Annotated in this window: 20 protein-coding genes; 5 read left to right on the top strand and 15 right to left on the bottom strand. The window is 63.1% G+C overall.

Annotation, left to right across the window (positions count from 1 at the left end; genetic code table 11):
• Window positions 1–37: 37 nt before the first annotated feature.
• Window positions 38–550 carry a DinB family protein gene (locus METAC_RS0101130; protein ID WP_026605625.1) on the top strand — a complete coding sequence of 171 codons (513 nt, stop codon included), beginning with the start codon at window positions 38–40 and terminating at the stop codon, window positions 548–550.
• 42 nt (window positions 551–592) lie between these two features.
• Entirely contained in the window at window positions 593–1096 is a 504-nt protein-coding gene (locus METAC_RS0101125) for a TspO/MBR family protein (protein WP_051335754.1), read from the top strand.
• 8 nt (window positions 1097–1104) lie between these two features.
• Here the strand turns inward: METAC_RS0101125 and METAC_RS0101120 are convergent, their stop codons facing one another.
• Together METAC_RS0101120 and METAC_RS0101115 are read right to left on the bottom strand one after the other, a co-directional pair.
• Entirely contained in the window at window positions 1105–2148 is a 1044-nt protein-coding gene (locus METAC_RS0101120) for a patatin-like phospholipase family protein (RefSeq protein ID WP_036255196.1), read from the bottom strand.
• Between the two features lie 18 nt (window positions 2149–2166).
• Window positions 2167–2952 (bottom strand): 3-hydroxybutyrate dehydrogenase, encoded by a 786-nt coding sequence (locus METAC_RS0101115; RefSeq protein ID WP_026605622.1) that lies wholly within the window; start codon window positions 2950–2952, stop codon window positions 2167–2169.
• 207 nt (window positions 2953–3159) lie between these two features.
• Between METAC_RS0101115 and METAC_RS0101110 the strand changes: the two genes are divergently transcribed.
• Window positions 3160–3654, top strand: a complete 495-nt coding sequence (locus METAC_RS0101110) for a Fur family transcriptional regulator (protein WP_084143384.1) — start codon at window positions 3160–3162, stop codon at window positions 3652–3654.
• Window positions 3655–3892: 238 nt separating this feature from the next.
• Here the strand turns inward: METAC_RS0101110 and recQ are convergent, their stop codons facing one another.
• From recQ to METAC_RS0101090, 4 genes are all read right to left on the bottom strand, one after another.
• Window positions 3893–5779, bottom strand: a complete 1887-nt coding sequence (recQ, locus tag METAC_RS0101105; protein ID WP_026605620.1) for a DNA helicase RecQ — start codon at window positions 5777–5779, stop codon at window positions 3893–3895.
• A 90-nt stretch (window positions 5780–5869) separates the two neighbouring features.
• On the bottom strand, window positions 5870–6604 hold the full coding sequence (locus METAC_RS0101100) for an ABC transporter ATP-binding protein (RefSeq protein WP_026605619.1): 735 nt from the start codon (window positions 6602–6604) through the stop codon (window positions 5870–5872).
• Complete coding sequence (locus METAC_RS0101095) at window positions 6573–7310, bottom strand: ABC transporter permease (RefSeq protein ID WP_026605618.1); 738 nt, start codon at window positions 7308–7310, stop codon at window positions 6573–6575. The genes METAC_RS0101100 and METAC_RS0101095 overlap by 32 nt, the downstream gene beginning before the upstream one ends.
• Before the next feature lie 6 nt (window positions 7311–7316).
• Window positions 7317–8294 carry an ABC transporter substrate-binding protein gene (locus METAC_RS0101090; protein WP_245257395.1) on the bottom strand — a complete coding sequence of 326 codons (978 nt, stop codon included), beginning with the start codon at window positions 8292–8294 and terminating at the stop codon, window positions 7317–7319.
• A gap of 220 nt (window positions 8295–8514) precedes the next feature.
• Here METAC_RS0101090 and METAC_RS0101085 point away from each other — a divergent pair, with 220 nt between their 5' ends.
• Window positions 8515–8910 carry a c-type cytochrome gene (locus METAC_RS0101085; RefSeq protein WP_026605616.1) on the top strand — a complete coding sequence of 132 codons (396 nt, stop codon included), beginning with the start codon at window positions 8515–8517 and terminating at the stop codon, window positions 8908–8910.
• Window positions 8911–8930: 20 nt separating this feature from the next.
• On the opposite strand, the gene METAC_RS0101080 is transcribed toward METAC_RS0101085, so the two are convergent.
• Genes METAC_RS0101080 through hemC form a run of 6 tightly spaced genes read right to left on the bottom strand, consistent with a single transcriptional unit; the run spans window position 8931 to window position 14444 of the window.
• Window positions 8931–9779 carry an ABC transporter permease gene (locus METAC_RS0101080; protein ID WP_036255195.1) on the bottom strand — a complete coding sequence of 283 codons (849 nt, stop codon included), beginning with the start codon at window positions 9777–9779 and terminating at the stop codon, window positions 8931–8933.
• Complete coding sequence (locus tag METAC_RS0101075; RefSeq protein ID WP_051335287.1) at window positions 9776–10555, bottom strand: ABC transporter ATP-binding protein; 780 nt, start codon at window positions 10553–10555, stop codon at window positions 9776–9778. Before METAC_RS0101075 ends, METAC_RS0101080 begins: the two co-directional genes overlap by 4 nt.
• A complete protein-coding gene (locus METAC_RS0101070; RefSeq protein WP_425338898.1) occupies window positions 10542–11513 on the bottom strand; it encodes a YVTN family beta-propeller repeat protein in 972 nt (323 codons plus the stop codon). Before METAC_RS0101070 ends, METAC_RS0101075 begins: the two co-directional genes overlap by 14 nt.
• The gene (locus tag METAC_RS0101065) at window positions 11510–12706 is read right to left on the bottom strand and encodes an ABC transporter substrate-binding protein (RefSeq protein WP_156898059.1); all 1197 of its coding nucleotides are present in this window, start codon (window positions 12704–12706) and stop codon (window positions 11510–11512) included. The genes METAC_RS0101070 and METAC_RS0101065 overlap by 4 nt, the downstream gene beginning before the upstream one ends.
• A 29-nt stretch (window positions 12707–12735) precedes the next feature.
• Window positions 12736–13494, bottom strand: a complete 759-nt coding sequence (locus METAC_RS21780; RefSeq protein WP_036255191.1) for a uroporphyrinogen-III synthase — start codon at window positions 13492–13494, stop codon at window positions 12736–12738.
• A gap of 5 nt (window positions 13495–13499) precedes the next feature.
• Window positions 13500–14444: a hydroxymethylbilane synthase gene (gene hemC / locus METAC_RS0101055; protein ID WP_051335286.1), complete on the bottom strand. Its 945-nt coding sequence runs from the start codon at window positions 14442–14444 to the stop codon at window positions 13500–13502.
• Between the two features lie 213 nt (window positions 14445–14657).
• Here hemC and tsaD point away from each other — a divergent pair, with 213 nt between their 5' ends.
• Window positions 14658–15716, top strand: a complete 1059-nt coding sequence (gene tsaD, locus METAC_RS0101050; protein WP_026605610.1) for a tRNA (adenosine(37)-N6)-threonylcarbamoyltransferase complex transferase subunit TsaD — start codon at window positions 14658–14660, stop codon at window positions 15714–15716.
• 10 nt (window positions 15717–15726) lie between these two features.
• Here tsaD and ruvA read toward each other — a convergent pair whose 3' ends face one another.
• From ruvA to dnaA, 3 genes are all read right to left on the bottom strand, one after another.
• The gene (ruvA, locus tag METAC_RS21775; RefSeq protein ID WP_036255188.1) at window positions 15727–16341 is read right to left on the bottom strand and encodes a Holliday junction branch migration protein RuvA; all 615 of its coding nucleotides are present in this window, start codon (window positions 16339–16341) and stop codon (window positions 15727–15729) included.
• Window positions 16342–16378: 37 nt separating this feature from the next.
• Window positions 16379–16927 carry a crossover junction endodeoxyribonuclease RuvC gene (ruvC, locus tag METAC_RS0101035; RefSeq protein WP_026605609.1) on the bottom strand — a complete coding sequence of 183 codons (549 nt, stop codon included), beginning with the start codon at window positions 16925–16927 and terminating at the stop codon, window positions 16379–16381.
• Between the two features lie 110 nt (window positions 16928–17037).
• On the bottom strand, window positions 17038–18564 hold the full coding sequence (gene dnaA / locus METAC_RS0101030) for a chromosomal replication initiator protein DnaA (RefSeq protein WP_026605608.1): 1527 nt from the start codon (window positions 18562–18564) through the stop codon (window positions 17038–17040).
• Window positions 18565–19363 lie beyond the last annotated feature (799 nt).

Genomic DNA, 19363 nt, shown 5'->3' with positions numbered 1-19363 from the left:
TCCGCATGCGCGACCTTTCGAGGAGGCGCAGCCGGTGCTGAAAGCTCATTTCGACGCCTTCGCCGATTATAACGCGTGGGCGAACCAACGGCTTTACGACGCAGCCAGCGCGCTGAGCGACGCCGATTACCGCGCCGATCGCGGGGCCTTCTTCAAATCCGTGCATGGAACATTCAATCATTTGCTGGCGGCGGATCGCATCTGGCTGCGGCGATTCACCGGAGAAGGCGCGGCGCCCGATAGGCTCGACGCGATCCTTTTCGATTCGCTCGGCGCGCTGCGCCAAGCGCGCGAGGCGGAGGATCGGCGGATCATCGCGTTTGTCGAGGGCCTTGACGACGCCCGGCTCAGCAGCGTGATCAAGTATCGCAGCATCTCGGCGCCCGCCACGCCGATTGAGCAACCCCTCGCCTCCGCCCTAAGCCATGTCTTCAATCATCAAACGCATCATCGCGGACAAGTCCACGCCTTGCTGACGGCGCTTGTCGGACGGGCGCCGGAACTCGATCTTCTCTTTTTTCAACGACTCACCATGCCGAAGCCGGCTTGACGCGCCAAGCCGCGCGACGCCCCATGCATGCGAGGCGACAAAATGGGTGAAAACGCGCTTATCGCCCCGCCCGTCAGGTCAATGATACGACTCGGCCTCTGCCTCGCCCTCTGCGCCGCCATCGCCGGGCTAGGCGGGCGCGCGACGGCCTCACAAATTCCGACCTGGTACGCCAGCTTGGCGAAACCACCCTGGACCCCGCCCAATTTCGTCTTCCCTCTCGCCTGGGGAATTCTTTACCTTCTCATCGCCTTGTCGCTTTGGCGCCTTTGGGATCGCGCCGTTCCCTCGCCGGCGCGGACGCGCGCCCTCCGCCTCTTCGTCGGCCAACTGGTACTGAACGCGATCTGGTCGCCTATCTTCTTCGGCCTACACGCGATTTGGTCGGGATTCGCGATCCTCTTGGCCATATGCGCAATTCTGGCGGCGACTATATTTCAAAGCGCCAAAGCGGATCGCGCATCTGCAATGCTGCTCGCCCCTTATTTCGCCTGGCTCTGCTATGCGGGCGCCCTGAACGGCGCGATCCTCATCCTGAATCGGTGAGGCCTGCGCTACGAATAGGCCATGCGCAAATCGAGCGTGCCTCGCTTGCCGATCGCATCATAGTGCGAATCGAGCCATTGCCGAGCGGCGGCGCGGCCGAAGCCATGAAGCTGGCTGATCAGGGACCAAGAGGCGTCGAGCTTCGTCGCGGCCGAGAAAGGCTCGAGCAAACGCCCGCCGTCGATCCGGTGGACGAAGGGCCGCATGTAATTGTCGCGTGACAAAACGCCGGAGTCGACGAGCCGGTCCACGAAATCAATAGCCCGCATCTCGCTCATGAGAGCGCCGTTAAAAGTGATCTCGTTGAGGCGATTCTGAATGTCGCGCGCCGAGCGCGGAGTTTCGTCGCGTTCGATGGGATTGACCTGAATGATGACGATGTCCGGGCACGCCGTCTTGTAGAACAGTGGAAACAACGCGGGATTGCCCATATAGCCGCCGTCCCAATAGGGGACGTCGTCGATCACGACCGCTTGGAACAGATTGGGCAGGCAGGCCGAGGCCATCACATGATCGACGGTGAGCTCATGTCCTTCAAATACCCTGATCTTGCCGTTTTGGACGTTGGTCGCAGCGACGAAGAGCTTGAGCTCGGTCAGGGCTCGAACTTTCTCGAAATCAATCATCTTCGCGAGATGGTCCCGCAAGGGATTGATGTTGAGCGGGTTGAATTCGTAAGGGCTCGCGTAATGGGTCACGAGGTCCGCCCACCAAGTGGCGAATTGCGCCTGCAGCGGCCACCCGAGAAAATAAGCGTGAAGAAACTTGCGCTCGATCGGCGAAAGCGCGCCTTCGTCGCTGATCGAGCGCCAAAATCTCGCGAGGCTCTTGCGCGCGCCTTGGCGGCCATCGGTGAGATAGCCTTCAGCGAGGACGACCGCGTTCATCGCGCCGGCGCTCGTCCCCGTGATCGCCTCGAAATCGAGCCTTTCGTCCTCGAGCAGAAAGTCGAGCACGCCCCAGGTGAAAGCGCCATGCGAGCCGCCGCCCTGCAAGGCCAGGTTGACCTTTTTCTGGCCGCCCCAATCGATTTCGCCTTTACCGCTCGCCATGTCCAGATCAATGCGCTGTTACTCAGCGGTCCAGCCGCCGTCGATGGAAATATTCGCGCCAGTGATTTGCGCCGCCGCATCCGTGCTGAGATAGACGGCGAGCGAGGCGACTTGGTCGGCGGTCACGAATTGCTTCGTCGGCTGGGCGGCCAGAATCACGTCGTTGATGACCTGCTCGCGCGTCAGGTGGCGCGCCGCCATCGTATCGGGAATCTGCTTTTCGACCAGCGGCGTCCAGACATAGCCCGGCGAGATGCAATTGACCGTCACGCCATAGGTGGCGAGTTCCAGAGCTGCAGTCTTGGTGAGCCCGGCCAGTCCGTGCTTGGCCGTCACATAGGCCGACTTGAACGGTGAAGCCACAAGCGAATGCGCTGAGGCCGTGCTGATGATGCGGCCCCATTTGCGCGATTTCATGCCCGGGATCGCAGCGGCGATCGCATGAAAGGCGGCCGAAAGATTGATCGCCAGGATCAGGTTCCAGGTCTCGATGGGAAAGTCCTCGATCGGCGCGACATGCTGAATTCCAGCATTATTGACCAGGATATCGACGCCGCCATGTTTCTCCTCGGCCTCCTTCACCATGCCGCGAATCTCGTCGGGCCGGGTCATGTCGGCCGGCGAGTAAAAAGCCTTGACCCCGAACTCCTTCTCGATGCCGGCGCGCTCGGCCTCGATCGCCGCTGGATCGCCGAGGCCGTTGATCGTGACGTTGACGCCTTCCTTAGCGAAGGCGCGGGCGATGGCGAGGCCGATGCCGCTGGTCGAGCCGGTGACGATGGCGCTGCGGTTTTTAAGGGTCATGGGTTCTCCAAAATCTTGCGTGCGTCAGCAGTTGGAGCATGTCCGAGATCAAAATCGCGTGCATTTTTTGCGCGACATGCTTTCAGATCGGCGAATCGGCTAAGCCGTAGGCTTAAATTACACCCTTGCTTTGGCGAAACGAAGTCTCGGCAAAAGCTTTTCATCGCCAGGTTCGCTTCGGCCCCTTAATCCGGTTATATTGTCTATATGACGATTTCACGCGCACCGCGCCCGCCGGGCGAAGGCGGAGAAGCGCCGGGACGCAGCGGCGATCGCGCCGCGGCGGCCCTGGCGCTTTGCCGCGAGAAAGGCATCGCCTTGACGCCGAGCCGGCGGCGAATCCTCGAGATTCTCGCGATCGAAGGACGCCCGCTCGGCGCCTATGAGATGATCGATCGCGTCGCCCTGGCGACTGGTAAAAGGCCGGCTCCGATCTCGATTTATCGCGCCCTCGATTTCCTGCTCGAGTCCAATCTCATCCATCGCCTCACCTCTCGCAACGCCTATCTCGCTTGCGGCCACGGCCATGCGGCGCGGGAGCCCATCGTATTTTTGATTTGCGAGACCTGCGGCGAGGTCGTCGAGGCGACGTCTCACGAGCTGAACGGGAGCTTGGCCGGCTTGGTCGAAAAGGCGCAGTTTTCGCCGCGCGCCACCGTCATGGAAGTCGCCGGAAGGTGTCGAACTTGCGCAATCGCGTAGAGATTGATTGTCGCACGCTCCTATTTCCAGGCCTGATCATAAGAAAACCTGATGTCTCTCATCCAAATGGGTGATGGTCCCGTAAAAATCACGAACTAAGATTGGGTATTTACATTACCTATCAATTTTTAAGTTCGTCCCCCGCTCTCTGGTGGGCGCGCGCTGAGACGTCGGCTTCAAGCCGCGCCCCCTGGGACAGCGCTCGCGCAAAGTGAAATGGCCCGGCAATGGCGCCTTCTCACCTTTCCTTGTCGTGGGCGGCCAAAACGGCGAGAAAAACCGAACCATAGCGTTCGAGCTTGCCCGGCCCAACCCCGGGAATCGAGCGCATGGCCTCGCCTGTTTGTGGACGGCGCTGCGCCATCGCGATCAAAACGCTGTCATGGAAAATCATGTAAGGTGCAATCTTCTGCGCCCGCGCGAGTTCAAGGCGCTTGCCCTTGAGCGCGGCTAGGCGGCTATGTTCCGCCGCGGTCAGCGCCGGCCCTGCCGCCCGAGGCTCGAAGGCGCTTCCCTCGAGCGTCGGATCGCCGGCCTGAACGGACTCGATGTGGCGCAAACTGTCTCGCCGGTCGGCCTTGCGCCCGCTCGGCAGAGTGATCTCGCCCCGCAAAGTCAAAGGCGCGTCGCCCTTGAGCACGGCGCGCCCCGCCTCGGTGAAAACCCAGCGGTCGCGGTCGTCCTGGTCCTGAGCAATCAAGTTTTCCGCGTGAAGCTGGTGGAAGATGCTTCGCCATTCCGAAGGCTTCAATTCCTTGCCGACGCCGAAGGTCGGCAGAAGGTCATGGCCATGCCGCTTGATCGCCTCGGTCGCGCGGCCGACGAGCAGATTGGCGAGATGACCGGAAAAGAACCGGCCCGAGGTGCGATGAATGGCCGACATGACCTTTTGCGCCGCCACCGCGCCGTTGAAGAATGGCCATCGGCCTTCGCAAATGTCGCAATTTCCGCAAGGCTGCGACGCTTCGCCGAAGGCCGCGAGCAGCGTCTGGCGACGGCAGCGCGGCGTCTCGCAGAGCGCGATCAGCGCCTGCAGCTTGCGCCGCTCCAGGCGCTTGCGCTCCTCCGGGGCGTCGCCCTGGGCGATCTGGCGCTCCCGCAACAGAATGTCGGCGTCGCTAAACAAGGTCAAAGTGTCGGCCGGCAACCCGTCGCGCCCGGCGCGGCCGATCTCCTGGTAATAGGCCTCGACGCTTTGCGGCAAATCGGCATGGCAGACGAACCGGACGTTCGGCTTGTCGACGCCCATGCCGAAGGCGACGGTGGCCACGATGACGACGCCGTCATTGCGCAGAAACTCATCTTGGTTCGCCGATCTGATCTCCGCCTCGAGGCCTGCATGATAAGCGAGCGCCGGAACGCCGCTGGCGCTCAGGCTTCGCGCGAGCTTTTCCACGCCATTGCGCGAGGCGGCATAGACGATGCCGCTTTGGCCCTTATGGCTCTTCACCACCGCTTCGATTTGGCGCGCGGCGTCCGACTTGCGGCGCATGGCGAGGTGGAGATTCGGCCGATCGAAGGAGCTGACGAAGATGCGCGGCTCGGCGGAAAAAAGCCTGCGGACAATGTCTGCGCGCGTCGGCGCGTCGGCCGTGGCGGTCACTGCGACAAACTGGAGATCGCCGATCGCGCGCGCCGCTTGGGCGAGGCCGAGATATTCGGGTCTGAAGTCATGACCCCATTGCGAGACGCAATGGGCCTCGTCGATGGCGAGGACATTCGCGCCCGAATCGCGAAGCAAAGCCACGGCGTCCGGCCGTACGAGACGTTCCGGCGCGACATAAACGAGTCGGTAGCGGCCGTCACGAAGGCCGCGCTCTACCAGAGCGTTATCCTCGCCGCTATTCGATGAGTTCAGGGCGGCGGCGGCAATTCCGACGCGGCGCAATTGCTGAACCTGATCACGCATCAAGGCGATCAGCGGCGAGACGACGATCGTGAGGCCCCGACGGACAAGCGCCGGCAATTGATAGCAAAGCGATTTGCCGGCGCCCGTGGGCATGACAGCGAGGACATTTTCACCCGCAAGCACGGCTTCGAGAATGTCGCGCTGACCCGGCCGGAAGGACGTGAAGCCGAATACGCGTTCGAGCGCCGCCTCCGCCGCTCTGATATCCGCTTGCACAACGCCCCCGATTCGCCTTCCTGAACTCGCAGATTTCTAGGCTGGATCCGGTCGAGACGGAAGCGCGGGCTCGATCGGGAAGCTCCAATCTCACCGATCCGCGCGCGGCGCGGCGAGCGCGGCCAATTCGGCCTTAATCGCCGCGGCCTGCCTAGAGGTCATGGCGAGGCGCGGCGTCTCGATCGCGAGATCGGCGATCAGGCTTCCCGGCGCGCCGGCCAGCACGATGATCCTATCAGCGAGAGAGATCGCCTCTTCCACGTCATGGGTGACGATGAGAGTCGTCGCCTTATGCGTCTCGACCAGCGCCTGAAGCTCGCCGCGCAGGCGTAGCGCAAGGGCGGCGTCGAGCGAGACGAAGGGCTCGTCAAGCAGGAGAAGATCGGGCTTGACTGCGAAAGCCCGCGCGATCGCGACCCGACGGGCGAGGCCGAGAGATAATTCGCCTGGAAAATGATCGAGATGGAGGGCGAGGCCGAGAACCGCAGCGATTTCCGCAAGGCTCTTTGGCTCCGAAGCGCCGGCGAGGCGTAAATTCTCGGCGACGGTGCGCCAGGGCAAGAGCCGCGGCTCCTGGAACACCATTCCGAGCCGATGCGGCGACGGAAGCCAGACTCCACCTTCAAAATCACGATCGAGACCCGCGACGATGCGCAGCAAAGTCGTCTTGCCTGAGCCAGAGGGGCCCAGCAAGGCGCAGACCTCGCCGCGCTTCAACGCGAAGGCGACGTCGCGAAGGGCTGCGCGCGACTCGCCCGACGCGCCGAGATAGGCCTTTTTGGCGATGGCGACTTCAAGTCCGACCCGGTCGCCAGCGGGAGACATGTCGCTCAATGGGTTGGACAATAAAGGTCTCTATCGCCAGCATCAGCCCGACAAAGGGAAGCGCATAGGCCAAAAGCTTTGTCACGTCGAATAATTGAAAGGCCACGCCGATCTCGAAGCCGACTCCGTTCGAGCGACCAAGCAATTCGACGACGAGAACGACCTTCCAAACCAAGGATAGACCGGAACGCATCGCCGCCGCGAGATAGGGCGCAAGCTGCGGCAGGAGCACATGCCTGACCCTCACGCCGAGCGGCATGGCGAAGACCCGCGCCATTTCATCGAGGCTCGCATCCAGCGCGCGCGCGCCTTCGCGCACCGTCGCCGTCGCAATCGGCAATTTATTGAGCGCGACGGCGCCGATCGCGGCGGTCTCGTTGAGCCCAATCCAGATATAGGCGAGCACGATGACGACCAGCGCCGGCAGGTTTAGGAGGATGATGAGCCAGGGATCGCAGAAACGGTCGACGGGCTTGTGCCGGCCCATGGCAAGGCCGAGCGCCGTCCCCAAGGCCATGGCCAAAGTGAAGGACGCGACGACGCGAAGAAGGGTCGCCGCCAAATTGAAGAAAAGCGCGCCGGAACGCGCTTCTGCGTCGATGACGGCGAGCACCGCCAGCGGCGCCGGCAGGGCGCGCGGGCCGGCGAAGACCGAGCCCAGCTGCCACACAAGCAGCAAGACGAGAAGCGACGCCAATCTGGACAGCACGGATTAATTGTCCTGAGGCGGGCGATAATAGATCGCCGCGTCGAGATCCTGGGCGGGGCCGACGAGATCGGCGCCGCCGATCTCGGCGAGGATGCGATAGAGCGCGCGGGCGTCGGCGGCCTCGGCGTCGATCGATCGCCTAGGAACGCCGTCCGCATAGGTCCGGCGGTAAAGCGCAAGCTGGACCGGATCGCTGACCCCGATGCGCGGCGCCAGCGTCGCCCACTCTACCTCCGAATGCACGAGACTGTCCCTCACCTCCGCCGCGATCGCAAAAAATCGCGCCAAAGCCGCCGGGCTTTTTTGCGCGAGAGACTCGTCGAAGACATACCCGACGAGGGCCACTGGCTCCTTGGCGCCGAGGCGCCGCTCGACTTCGTCCATGCCGATGAGCCGTTTGAAGCCGCGCGCTTCCAGGGCGACGCAAAAATTCCAGAAGTTCAGACTTGCGTCGGCCTCTCCGCTCGCCGCTTTTTCATAAAGAAGGGCCGGCGCGCCATAAATGATTTCCGCCTCGCCCTTCAGATCGATGTTGGCGCGGCGCGCGAGCGCCCGGAGCAGGAGCCAGCTTTTGTCCAAAGGCCCCCCGGCGACCGCCAGTTTTCGATTTTTCAGATCGGCCAAATCCCTGATCGGCGAGCCTGCCGGCACCATGAGCGCGCCAAGCGCGCTGGAATAGGGCTTAAAGAGCAGATGCGCGCCGAGGCTTCGCTCGCGCGCAACCCACAGGAGATCGGAGAGGATCATGTCCACGGAGCCCCCGATCAGGGCGATCTTACCGGCCTCGGGGGAAGCGAGTTCAGCGACTTTGAGATCAAGGTCGGCTTTCTTGTCGAGCCCCCTCGCCTTGATGATCGCGAGCTCCCAACCAAGGGTGCCGGTCTTTTGCACGCCGATGCGCAGAGTCTCGGCGGCCGAGGCGCTCCCCAAAGCGAGAGGCGCGCAAATGAAAACTACCGCGACGGCAAGGTAAAAAACCACAACGCCGCGGGATAAAATCCCCCCAGCCGCACCGGCGCGCGTTGATTTTCGGCGGCCTTCGCAACATTTCTGGAAAAGGTCCGGGTTGTCTTGAGGCATGGTGTCAGGATAGATGCAGGGTTGCGCGAGCCCGAAAACGGATCGCCGATTTGGCCATGACGACGGGCGAAGAGCGAGAGTTTTATCCAACGCCCCTCGCATAATGGGAAGGAAACGGGATATGAAATTGAAATATGTCTGCATGGTCGCCTCGGTCGCTTGGGCCGCGTCCGCCGCCGGAGCCATGGCCGCCGACGCCGCCGCCGGCGAAACGATTTACAACCAGAAGTGCAAGGTCTGCCATCAGATCGGCGAAGGCGCCAAGAATTTCGTCGGTCCGGAGCTGAATGGCCTGATCGGGCGCAAGACCGGCGCGGTCGAGGGCTATAGCTATTCCGACGCCAACAAGAATTCCGGCATCACCTGGGACGAGGCGAAGCTGAACGAATATCTCGCCAATCCCAAGGCCGTGGTCCCCGGCACCAAGATGATCTTCGCCGGCCTGCCGAAGGAATCGGATCGGGACAATCTCGTCGCCTATCTCGCGCAGTTCGGCGCCGACGGCAAGAAGAAGTAAGGCCTCGCGACAGCCGATGCTCAAGCTCCTTCGCGCCGCATCAGCATGCCGCGCGAAGGATCATAGGCCGTGATGGCGGCGCCGAGAAAGACGATCGTCGCCCCCATCGTCACCGCCAGCGCCCCTAGATTGAGCTGCTGATAGAAGGCGAAACGAATCAACTCGACCGCATGCGTGAAGGGGTTGAGCTCGCAAAAGAAGGCAAGCCAGGGACTGCCCTCCTTAACGCGCCAGAGCGGATATAGCGCCGAAGATGCGAAGAACATCGGGAAGATGACGAAGTTCATCACCCCTGCGAAATTCTCCAATTGTTTGATCAGCGACGACAAGAGCATCCCGAGCGCGCCGAACATCAGCCCCGACAGGACGAGCGCGGGAAGCACGGTGAGATAGCCCCATAGCGAAGGCGGCTCGATCTCCCACGCATAGGCCACCAGCAGAAACGCATAGACCTGAAGCAGCGAGACCGACGCCCCGGCGACGAGGCGTGAGGTCAATAGAAACCATCGCGGCAAGGGACTGACGAGCAGCGTCCGCATATTCCCCATCTCGCGGTCATAGACCATCGAAAGCGAGCTTTGCATGCCGTTGAAAAGCTGGATCATCGCCATGAGGCCGGGCGTGATGTAAACCTCGTAAAGAACGTAAGTGTCATAGGGCGGAATGATGGAGACGCCCAGCACCGAGCGGAATCCCGCCGCGAAAATGAAGAGCCAAACGAGCGGGCGCACCAGCGCCGAGACGAAACGCTCCCTTTGGTGCAAGAAGCGCAAGGCCTCGCGCCAGACCACGCCATTGAGGCAGATTGCATATTCGGCGAGGCCGAAGCCCTTTTTAGTCGCGCAGGCGCTCACAGCCGGATTGATCATCGACCCGCTTCTCCCGGTGCGCCCGCCTCGGTCAACTTCGCGAAAGCCGCGGCGATGTCATCCGCGCCAGCTCGGGCTACGACCTCGCCGACATTGCCTTTGTCGAGCAGCCTGCCGAGATGCAGCACGACGACGTCGTCGCTCCCCGCGACCTCATCGATGAGATGCGTCGCCCAGAGGACGCCGACGCCCTCCTGCGCGACGAGGCCGCGCACATGGTGGAGAATATCGGCGCGGGCCTTGACGTCGAGTCCGACGGTCGGCTCGTCGAGGAGCAGCATGCTCGGACGATGCAAAAGGGCGCGCGCGATCTCGACGCGACGCATCTGCCCGCCCGAGAGCGAACGCACTTTGTCCCCGGCGCGATCAGCCATGCCGATCTGGGCCAGTAGCGCCTCGGCGCGCGCCCGTCCTTCCCGCGCGCCGACGCCATGCAGCGCCGCGTGATAGGCGAAGTTTTGCGCGATAGAAAGGTCGAGATCGAGCGTGCGCGCCTGAAAGACGACGCCGAGCCGTCGGAGCGCTTCCCCGGAGTCGCGGCTGACGTCCCAACCGAAAATCTTAATTTTCCCTGACTGCGCCGCATAGAGGCGGGTGATCAAGGAAAAAAGGGTGCTCTTGCCCGCGCCGTTGAGCCCGAGCAGGACGCAAAAGCTCGCGGGCCTCACGCTGAGGGAGACGTCGTCTAGAGCCAGGCGCTTGCCGTAACGATGGCTGACGCCGGCGATCTCCAAGGCAGCCGTCAAGGCCGCTAGCGGGGGCTCATCGTCCGGCAATCGCGACGCCCCAGGGAAAGGATCCGACCGCAATCGATTTGACGACCTTGAGCGCGGCGACGTCGATGACCGATACGTCGTTCGAGACGCCATTGGTCGCATAAAGATATTTTCCATCCGGCGTGAAGGCCAATTGCCAAACGCGCTGGCCGACGAGCAGATATTTTTCAACCTGCTTCGTCGCGGCGTTGATGACCGCGACCCGATTGGCCGGACCAAGCGCGACGAAGGCCCGCTGGCCATCTAGCGAGAATTTGATTCCGACCGGCTGGATCGCCTCCTTGGCGAGGCCCGGGATTTCGAAGGCGATCTTCTGCTTGATCTTATGGGTGGAGGCGCCGATCACGCTGACCGTGCCGCCGACCTCGGCCGAGACCCACAACTCACCGCCATCCGCCGTGAATTGCGCAGAGCGCGGCCGCGCGTCGACAAGAACATTCGCGAAGATCTTGCGCGTCTCAGTGTCGATGAGATGCGCCATATTTGTCGTTTCGGACGTGTTGACGAGGACTTTGCCGTCAGGACTCAGCGCCATTCCTTCCGGCTCGACCCCGACCGGAATTTCCGAAACGACCTTGCGCGTGGCGACGTCGATCGCCGTGACGAGATTGTCGTTCTCGTTCGAGGTGTAGAGAAGCTTGCCGTCGGGACTCAGGATGAGGAGCTCGGGATCAGGTCCGGAGGGCAATTCGCCGACGATCGTCAAGCTCTTGGTGTCGAGGATCTGAATGGCGTCGTCGTCGCCGGCGCAAATGAACAATTGGCCGCCGTCCCGGCTCAGGGCGACGCCGCGCGGCCGCTGGCCGACCTTGACGGTCTTCGTGACTTCGAGCTTTTCCGTATCGATGACGGAAATCGAATTGCCCTTCTCATTCGAGACATAGGCGGTGTAGGCGGCGGCGGGCGCGACCGTCGCAACGAGCATCGAGAGGGCGGCCACGCCAAGGCGAGACATCATTGCAGCTTGCATTTCGTTTCCGGCTGGTCGAGGCCGAGCGTGTCGAGCTCGGAATTTTGATGCAGGTAGCCTTCCTGCGGCGAAACCGAGACGATCATGCGCCCGTCGCCGAGCAGGATCGGCTGGCGCAATTGCAGGTTCCACGGCCGCAAGGTCTGCTTTTGCCCCTTGAAGGCGGCGATGGAAAACTCCGGCCCGATCAAATATTCGCGAAGGAGCTTAGGGTCGCTCGAGCCCGTCCGCGTCGCCGCCTCGCCAATCATGCGCATCGCGACCCAAGCCTGATTGTCGCGCGCGTTCATCCGGCGGGCGGCGAGCTTCATAAATCGGTTCTGGAGCTGGATCGCGCCCCATTGCTCATGGGTCGGATCCCAGCTCAGAGGCTTCAGCCCTGCCGAGCCCGCGACCGGGCGCGGATCGAAGGTTCGATAGGGAAGATATTCCGCAAACACCTCGCTCTCGTCCGCCGCGACGAGCACATCATAGGCCGGCGCGCTTTGCGTCGCGACCGGCACGAGCCTTTGGGTCTGGACGCTCCCGGAATCCGAGCGCCGGCCGCCTCCCGTATCTTCGTAAACGCGCTCCTCGACAATCTTGGCGCCGAATTTCCTGGCGGAGCGGCGCAAGGCGTCGGCGAAAAGCTGGTCTTCGGAATGCGACCCCTTCATCAAAAGCCAGCGCTTCCATTGCTTCCAGACAAGATATTGGGCGAGGCCGTCGGCGAGCATGGAATGGGACGGCGCGACATGGATCACGTCAGCTCGGCAATTCTCTTCGCGCAGCGAGTCGTTTGGAGCGCCGACGTTGAAAAGGAGGATGTTCCGGCTTTTCGCCGCATCGGCTAGGGCGAGGATTTGGGCGGCGGGAAGATCGACGAGCAGCAAGGACACCCCGTGCTCAACAAGGCTGTTCATGGCGGCCAACGGATCGTCTCCGGCTTTGAGGAGCCGGTCCTCGATCGAAAAGCTCTGGCCCAGGAAGCGCCCCGTCGTATTATTATCCTCGACGGCGAGCCGCGCGCCGGCGATGGCGTCGTCTTCGGCCGGAATGTCGAGAATCGAGATCGTCTCCCTCACATGGGGCGCGCGAATAAAGCCTACCTTCACCTCGACGGCATCGTCGGCCCGCGCCGCAACCAGCCCCGCCGTTTGGCCCAGGGCGAGCAGCGAAGCGAGAAAAACCAGCCTCCGCATTATAGATCGAAGGGTCGGGCGCCGCCGCATCAAGACCGAGCGCCCCGTCGGGCCGACAAGGTCTCGGCCCTCGCCGCCAGCGCCGCGACAAGCGCGAGCACCGCCTGCTCGTTCGGCTGTTCGGCGACATGCATCTCGTCGAAACCGGCCGCCCTCAGCGGCGCAGCCGCATCGGCTGAAATTGCGACATGCGGCATCTTCGAAACGTCGAGGCCGGCGCGACGCGCGAGGCTAAGGAAAATTTCCGCGCTGCGCCTGGAATAATGCAGCACCGCGCCGATCGTCCCGGCGCCAAGCGCGGCGGCCGCTTCATCGCTCAAGGATTCCGCCGCCTGCGCCGAATAGACTTCGATCGTCTCGATGCGCTTGCCGGCCTCGGCGAGCGTCTTCTCGAGATCAGGCTTGCGGTCGCGGCCGGCGAGATAGAGCAGCCGGCGCGACGCTTCGACGTTCGCCGCGACGCTCGCCGCCAGCTCCTTGGCGTCGGCGGCTATCAGAGCGGCCCCCTCGAAACCGCGCTCGCGCGCCGCGTCCTTCGTGCGCGCGCCGACGAGGTAAAGCGGCAGCAGGCGGCGCGCTTCCGGCGAAGGCCATTCGGGCGCGTCGGAGAAAAGCTCGAAGGCTTGCGAGCTTGTCGCCAGCACGCCGCCGACGACGCCATGCGGCCATTCGGCGCCGGTCGGCACCATATCCAGAACCGGCGACAGAATCGCTCGATGGCCGCTCGACGCGAGCTTGATCGCCGTTCGCGTGCCTTCGTCTAGGGCGCGGGTGAGCAAGACCAGCATCGCTCTCAATCCTCGAAAAAGGCGGCTGGGAGCCTCGCGCGCACATCATCCCCCGCAGCCGCCCCGAGCGCCGCCGCTTCGCGTGCGGACCCGGACAAGACGACCTCGAAAAACTGCGATCCGTCCGGCTTTAGCACGACGCCGTGAAAATTGATCTCATCGCCCGCGAGCCGGGCATGGGCGCCGATCGGCGTCTTGCAGGACCCGTCGAGGACATGAAGAAAGGCGCGCTCCGCCGCAAGCGCCGCGCCGGTCGCCGCATCCAGGACGGGCGCAAGCGCGTCCAGGGCCGCCTGGTCGCCGGCTCGGAGCGTGATGGCGATGGCGCCCTGGCCGGCGGCGGGAACGAATTCGCCCGCATCGAGCACCGCCGTCGCGCGATCTTCAAGACCAAGCCGCTTCAAGCCCGCGAGCGCCAGGAGGGTGGCGTCCACTTCGCCCGCCGCGAGCTTCCCAAGCCGCGTCTCGACATTGCCGCGCAGCAGGACAATCGAGAGGTCGGGACGAAGCCGCTTCACCATGGCGCCGCGCCGCAAGGACGCCGTGCCCACGACGGCGCCGGCCGGCAGCTCAAGCGGATGCGCCGCCTTGGGCGAGATCCAGGCGTCGCGGACATCCTCGCGCGGAAGATAGCCGGCGATGGCGATCTCGCCGGGCAGGCTTGTCGGCAGGTCTTTGGCGGAATGGACGGCGATATCCACCTCGCCCCGCATCAGCGCGAAATCGAGTTCCTTGGTGAAGAGCCCCTTCCCTCCGGCCTCGCTCAGCGCGCGATCCTGGATCACGTCGCCGCTGGTCTTGATGACGACGATCTCGATCGCGTCCCCGTCGATGCGGCTCGACGCCGCAAGCCGGCCCCGGAGTTCATGCGCCTGCGCAAGCGCCAGCGGACTGCCGCGCGTTCCGATCTTGAGCCCGCGGGCGCCGCTGGAAGAAGGTGAAAGGGAGATCGACGTATTTCCTAAAACGATGGGATGGTTCTATAGGTTGGAAAATAACGCGGCCGTTCTTGGACGCCAACATCCATCATCGAAAATCAAGCGCATTTTCGAGCCGGACGGACTTCCGTCAGCCGTTCGAGAGCGCATTACTGTTGAGGTCCCGGCTTTTTTCACGGTGCCGCGCGTCGCGCAAGGGTCCGGGCCCAGCACTGAAAGAGGCCGATGCGCGTTCTTGGCATTGAAACCACCTGCGACGAAACCGCCGCCGCCGTCGTCCGGCTCGAACCGGGCGGCGCCGGGGAAATCCTCTCAAACGAAGTCATGAGCCAAATCGCGGAGCACGCGGCCTATGGCGGCGTCGTGCCGGAGATCGCGGCGCGCGCCCATATCGACATCATTGATCGGCTCGTCCTGCGCGCCCTCGCCCACGCCGGGACGCGATTGGCCGATCTCGATGGCATAGCAGCCGCCGCAGGGCCTGGCCTCATCGGCGGCGTCATCGTCGGCCTCACGACCGCCAAGGCGCTCGCCTTAGCCAGCCGTAAGCCCTTCATCGCTGTCAATCATCTCGAGGCCCATGCGCTGACGGCGCGGCTTACCGACGCCCTCGAATTTCCCTATCTGCTCCTGCTCGTCTCCGGCGGACACACGCAGCTCGTCGCAGTAAGAGGCGTCGGCGATTATCTCCGTCTCGGTTCGACGGTCGACGACGCCGTGGGCGAGGCCTTCGACAAGATCGCAAAAATGCTCGGCCTGCCCTATCCCGGCGGCCCCGAGGTCGAGAAGCGCGCGGCGGAGGGCAATGCGGCGCGCTTCGACTTCCCGAGGCCCATGCTCGGGCGGCCGAAGCCGGACTTCTCCCTCTCCGGCCTCAAGACCGCCGTCAGGCTCGAAATGGAGCGGCTGAATTCCCTCAGCCCGACGGATGTCGCCGATCTCTGCGCCTCGTTCCAGGCGGCGGTCGTCGACATGATCATCGATCGCTCACGCGTCGGCTTGCGCCTGTTTCGCGAAACGGTCGGTCCCTCGAACGCCATGGTCGTCGCCGGCGGGGTCGCCGCCAATGGCGCGATCCGCCGCGCGCTCATGCGCTTTTGCGGCGAGAGCGGCATGCGGCTCGTCCTGCCGCCGCCGCAGCTCTGCACCGATAATGGGGCGATGATCGCCTGGGCCGGGCTCGAGAGGCTGTCGCTTGGCCTCATCGACGATCTGACCTTCGCCGCGCGGGCCCGCTGGCCGCTCGACGCCAATGCGGAAGCCGTGCATCACGGCAAGGCGTGAATCCGTTTCATCATTGCGACAGCTCCTTGAGGCCGCGGCGAATCAATTCGGCGGTTGCCGCGCCCTCCCCCAATGCCGCGACCGAGGCGGCGACCGCCGCCGCCGCCTGCGGCCGGCCATAGCCGAGAGTGACCAGAGCGGAGATCGCATCGGTGACGGCGGTCGGCGCGGCCTGGCCGGACGCGCCTTCGGCAGCCTGGAGATGGACCTCGGCGCCGCCAGCGGCCGGCGCCTTGTCTTTTAGTTCCGCGACGATGCGGGCGGCGAGCTTCGGCCCGACCCCGCTCGCTCGGGCGATCGCCGCCTTGTCCTGAAAAGCGATCGCAGCGGCGAGTTCTGAGGCCTCGAGAATGCCCTGAACGGCCAGCGCCACCTTCGCGCCGACGCCCTGCACTGATTGCAGGAGCTTGAACCAGTCGCGGTCCGCCTCCGTCGAGAAGCCGAACAGACGAAGGGAATCCTCGCGCATTTGGGTCTCGATCGCGAGCGAAGCCAACTCACCGACGCGCGACAACCTTTGCAAGGTGCGGCTGGAGCAATGGACGATATAGCCGACTCCATTGACGTCGAGGATCACGAAATCCTCGCCAAAGGAATCGACGACCCCTCGAAGCTTGCCGATCATCGCCGAAGGACTCCGCCCATTGTCATGGACCGTCGGGTCATGACTGCGCCGTCTCGCCCTTGACGCGCGAGCAGCGCGCCAGCGCCGAACTGATGCGCCCCGCCGCCGCGCGGAGTTGCGCATGGGTGAGCGCCACCGCGAGCGCATCGGCCGCATCGGCGCTCGCGGCGTCGCTCGCGGGCAGCAGAAATTTCACCATCATCGCGACCTGCGCTTTTTCGGCGTGGCCGGCGCCCACGATCGTCTTCTTGATGAGGTTGGCGGCATATTCCGCGACCGGCAGGCCGGCGCGCGCCGGCGCCAGCAGGGCGATCCCACGCGCCTGGCCGAGCTTCAAGGCTGATTGCGGATCGCGGTTGACAAAGGTCTCCTCGACCGCCGCCTCCGCCGGCGCATAGGCGGAAATGACCGCGGCGAGCCCGTCATGCAGCTCGCGCAGACGCTCGGAAAGCGCCGCTTTCTCATTCGAGCGCACTGCGCCGCAGGCGACATAGATCAGCCGCGAGCCGCATGATTCGATGACGCCCCATCCGGTGCGGCGCAAGCCGGGATCAATGCCGATGATGCGAATCGTTTCTTGCGTCATGCTGCGAGACTAGCCCCAATCGGCGCAGACCGGGAGCGCGCGGCTGGAGCCTGTTCAGAAAAAGGTCGAATGAGGCCTTCGAGCAGGAGATTCTACGCCTCGGAACTTTTTCATTCCATGAGCATCCGCTTCAAAAGCTCGATCTCCTCCGACAAGGTCCCATCGGAAGTCGTCAGCGCCTCGATCTTGCGCACAGCATGAAGCACGGTCGTATGATCGCGGCCGCCGAAACGTCGCCCGATTTCGGGCAATGAGCGCAAGGTCAAAATCTTGGAAAGATACATGGCGATCTGGCGCGGCCGCACGACATTCGCGGTTCGCCGCGACGACAAAATATCGGCCCGACTCACATTGAAATGGCTCGCCACCAGCTTCTGAATATCTTCGATTTTGATCCGCTTGGGCTCATGCGTGCGGACGAGGTCGCGGATCGCGAGTTCGGCGGTCTCGACGCCGAGCGGCGCCCCGCTCAACGAAGCATGGGCGAGCAAGCGATTGACCGCCCCATCGAGATCCCGGCCATTGGTTTGGATGACGCTCGCGACATAGGCGATGACGGCGGGGGGAACGTCGAAATTCGAATGGACCGCCTGCGCCGCGGCGATGCGCGTTTCAAGAATCTTGACGCGAAGCGCCTCATCGAGGCCGCCCATCTCGACGCATAGCCCGCCTGCGAGACGCGAACGAACGCGCTCATCGAGGCTTTCGAGATCTCCCGGCGGGCGATCCGCGGCGATGACGATCTGCCGCCTGGCGTCGATCAAGGCGTTCAAGGTGTGACAGAACTCCTGTTGAATCGACTTGCCTTGCAGGAACTGGATGTCGTCGATCACGAGGACGTCGATGCCGCGCAGCCGCTCTTTGAAGGCGATGGCCGTCTGCGCCTTCAGCGCCGAGACGAATCCATACATGAACTTCTCTGCGGTAAGGTAAATGACGCGGCGCGTGACGTCGGACGCCGCATGTGCGACGGCCTGAAGCAAATGCGTTTTGCCGAGGCCGACCGAGGCGTGAAGATAAAGGGGATTGTAGGTCAGCGGCTCGCCGGGTTCCGTCGAGGCGACGCGTTGCGCAGCGGCATGCGCCAGCTGGTTCGACTTGCCGACGAGAAAATTCGAGAAATTCAGGCGTCGATCGAGGGGCGAGCCAACATAGATCTCGGCTTCCGCCCCATCCACCGACGCTTTTGCGAGCCGCTCGGGCGTCTTCGACTCCACGGCAAGTCTTACTTCTGAACGCCCATATGCGGAAGGCGGCGGCGGGGCTTTATCGCCCTCTGTGCGCGCATCGCTTTTATTGGCGCGCTCCATGGGTCCGGGCCGGCGGCCGGGCATCGGCCTTGTCGACGAGCGAACGGCGATCGTCACGCTACTGACCGAGGGAAACTCCCCGATGAGCGCCTTCTGAATCTTCTCCGCGTAATGCGACTGAATCCAGCTCTTCAGAAACTTGGTGGGCACGGAAAGATATGCGCTCGTCTCGGAAAGCTCGTCGAGCTCCAGACGACCGAACCAGGATGAGAAGACATCATCGCCGAGCTCAATCCGCAGTCGGCGGCAGATCCGCATCCAGGCTTCTTCTTTCGTCGCAGTGGTGATCGGAGAGGTCAAATCACCTCGGTCTCGAGGCTCGTTCATCGGTCTACGCCAATCCAGCATCGGTCTTCTTCTGCGCATCGGGACGACGAGGAGAGTCGGCGCTCGGCATGCGGCGCCGGAACGTCTCTCGGGAGATGTGAATGAAAAGAAGCGGAGACTTTAGCTGCGGGAGAGACGACGCCGCGCTGACGCCCAGCGCATCATCCGCTCCGGCGTGGGCGCATGCCGATCCGACCCAACCTGACGATAAAGCTGCAGACAGAGCGCGATCAAATTCACGGTCAAAGATCCCCCTCGCTTCGCCTTGTAACCCAAAGGCATAGCACTCTGATACCAAAACAAAGCTTCAAATCAGCGACAGAATTTGCGGAAATGTGTGAGAGCCCTTCGCGTACCGGAGAGCTCGTTTCAAGAAACCCCATGGTTGAAACATGAGAGATCAAATTTGATACAGGCGTTATACGATCACGCGTAGCGTGTATACGCACTGCACACACAAAAAATTGGAAAGAGCGCGTCGTTTTGCCTTAGGCTCTTTAGCTTGTGCATCCCGAACGCGAAATGACTTTAGCATAGGGCGAGGGCTCTGCAAGGCTCCGCTTTACGAAATATTCACAGTCGTCGAGTGCGGTTCCGCCGCCCGCCGGCTCGCTCGACCGACGCCTGACGTAAACGTCTGATTTCGCGCCGATCCGCCAGCGACAAAATCGTCGACTGGATGACCGCCGTTCATCGCAGCAAGCCGCCGAGAAATTCCGGCCCTGTGCATAAATCTGTCGCATCAAACGTCCGTCGGCGATCTTTGGATACAAGCTGTTGAGTTAGTTGGAAAATAGAT

The organism is Methylocapsa acidiphila B2, assembly GCF_000427445.1.
Taxonomy (GTDB): Bacteria; Pseudomonadota; Alphaproteobacteria; order Rhizobiales; family Beijerinckiaceae; genus Methylocapsa; species Methylocapsa acidiphila.
Note: the sequence above shows the minus strand (reverse complement) of the source record. Positions and strands in the feature narration are given on the sequence as shown.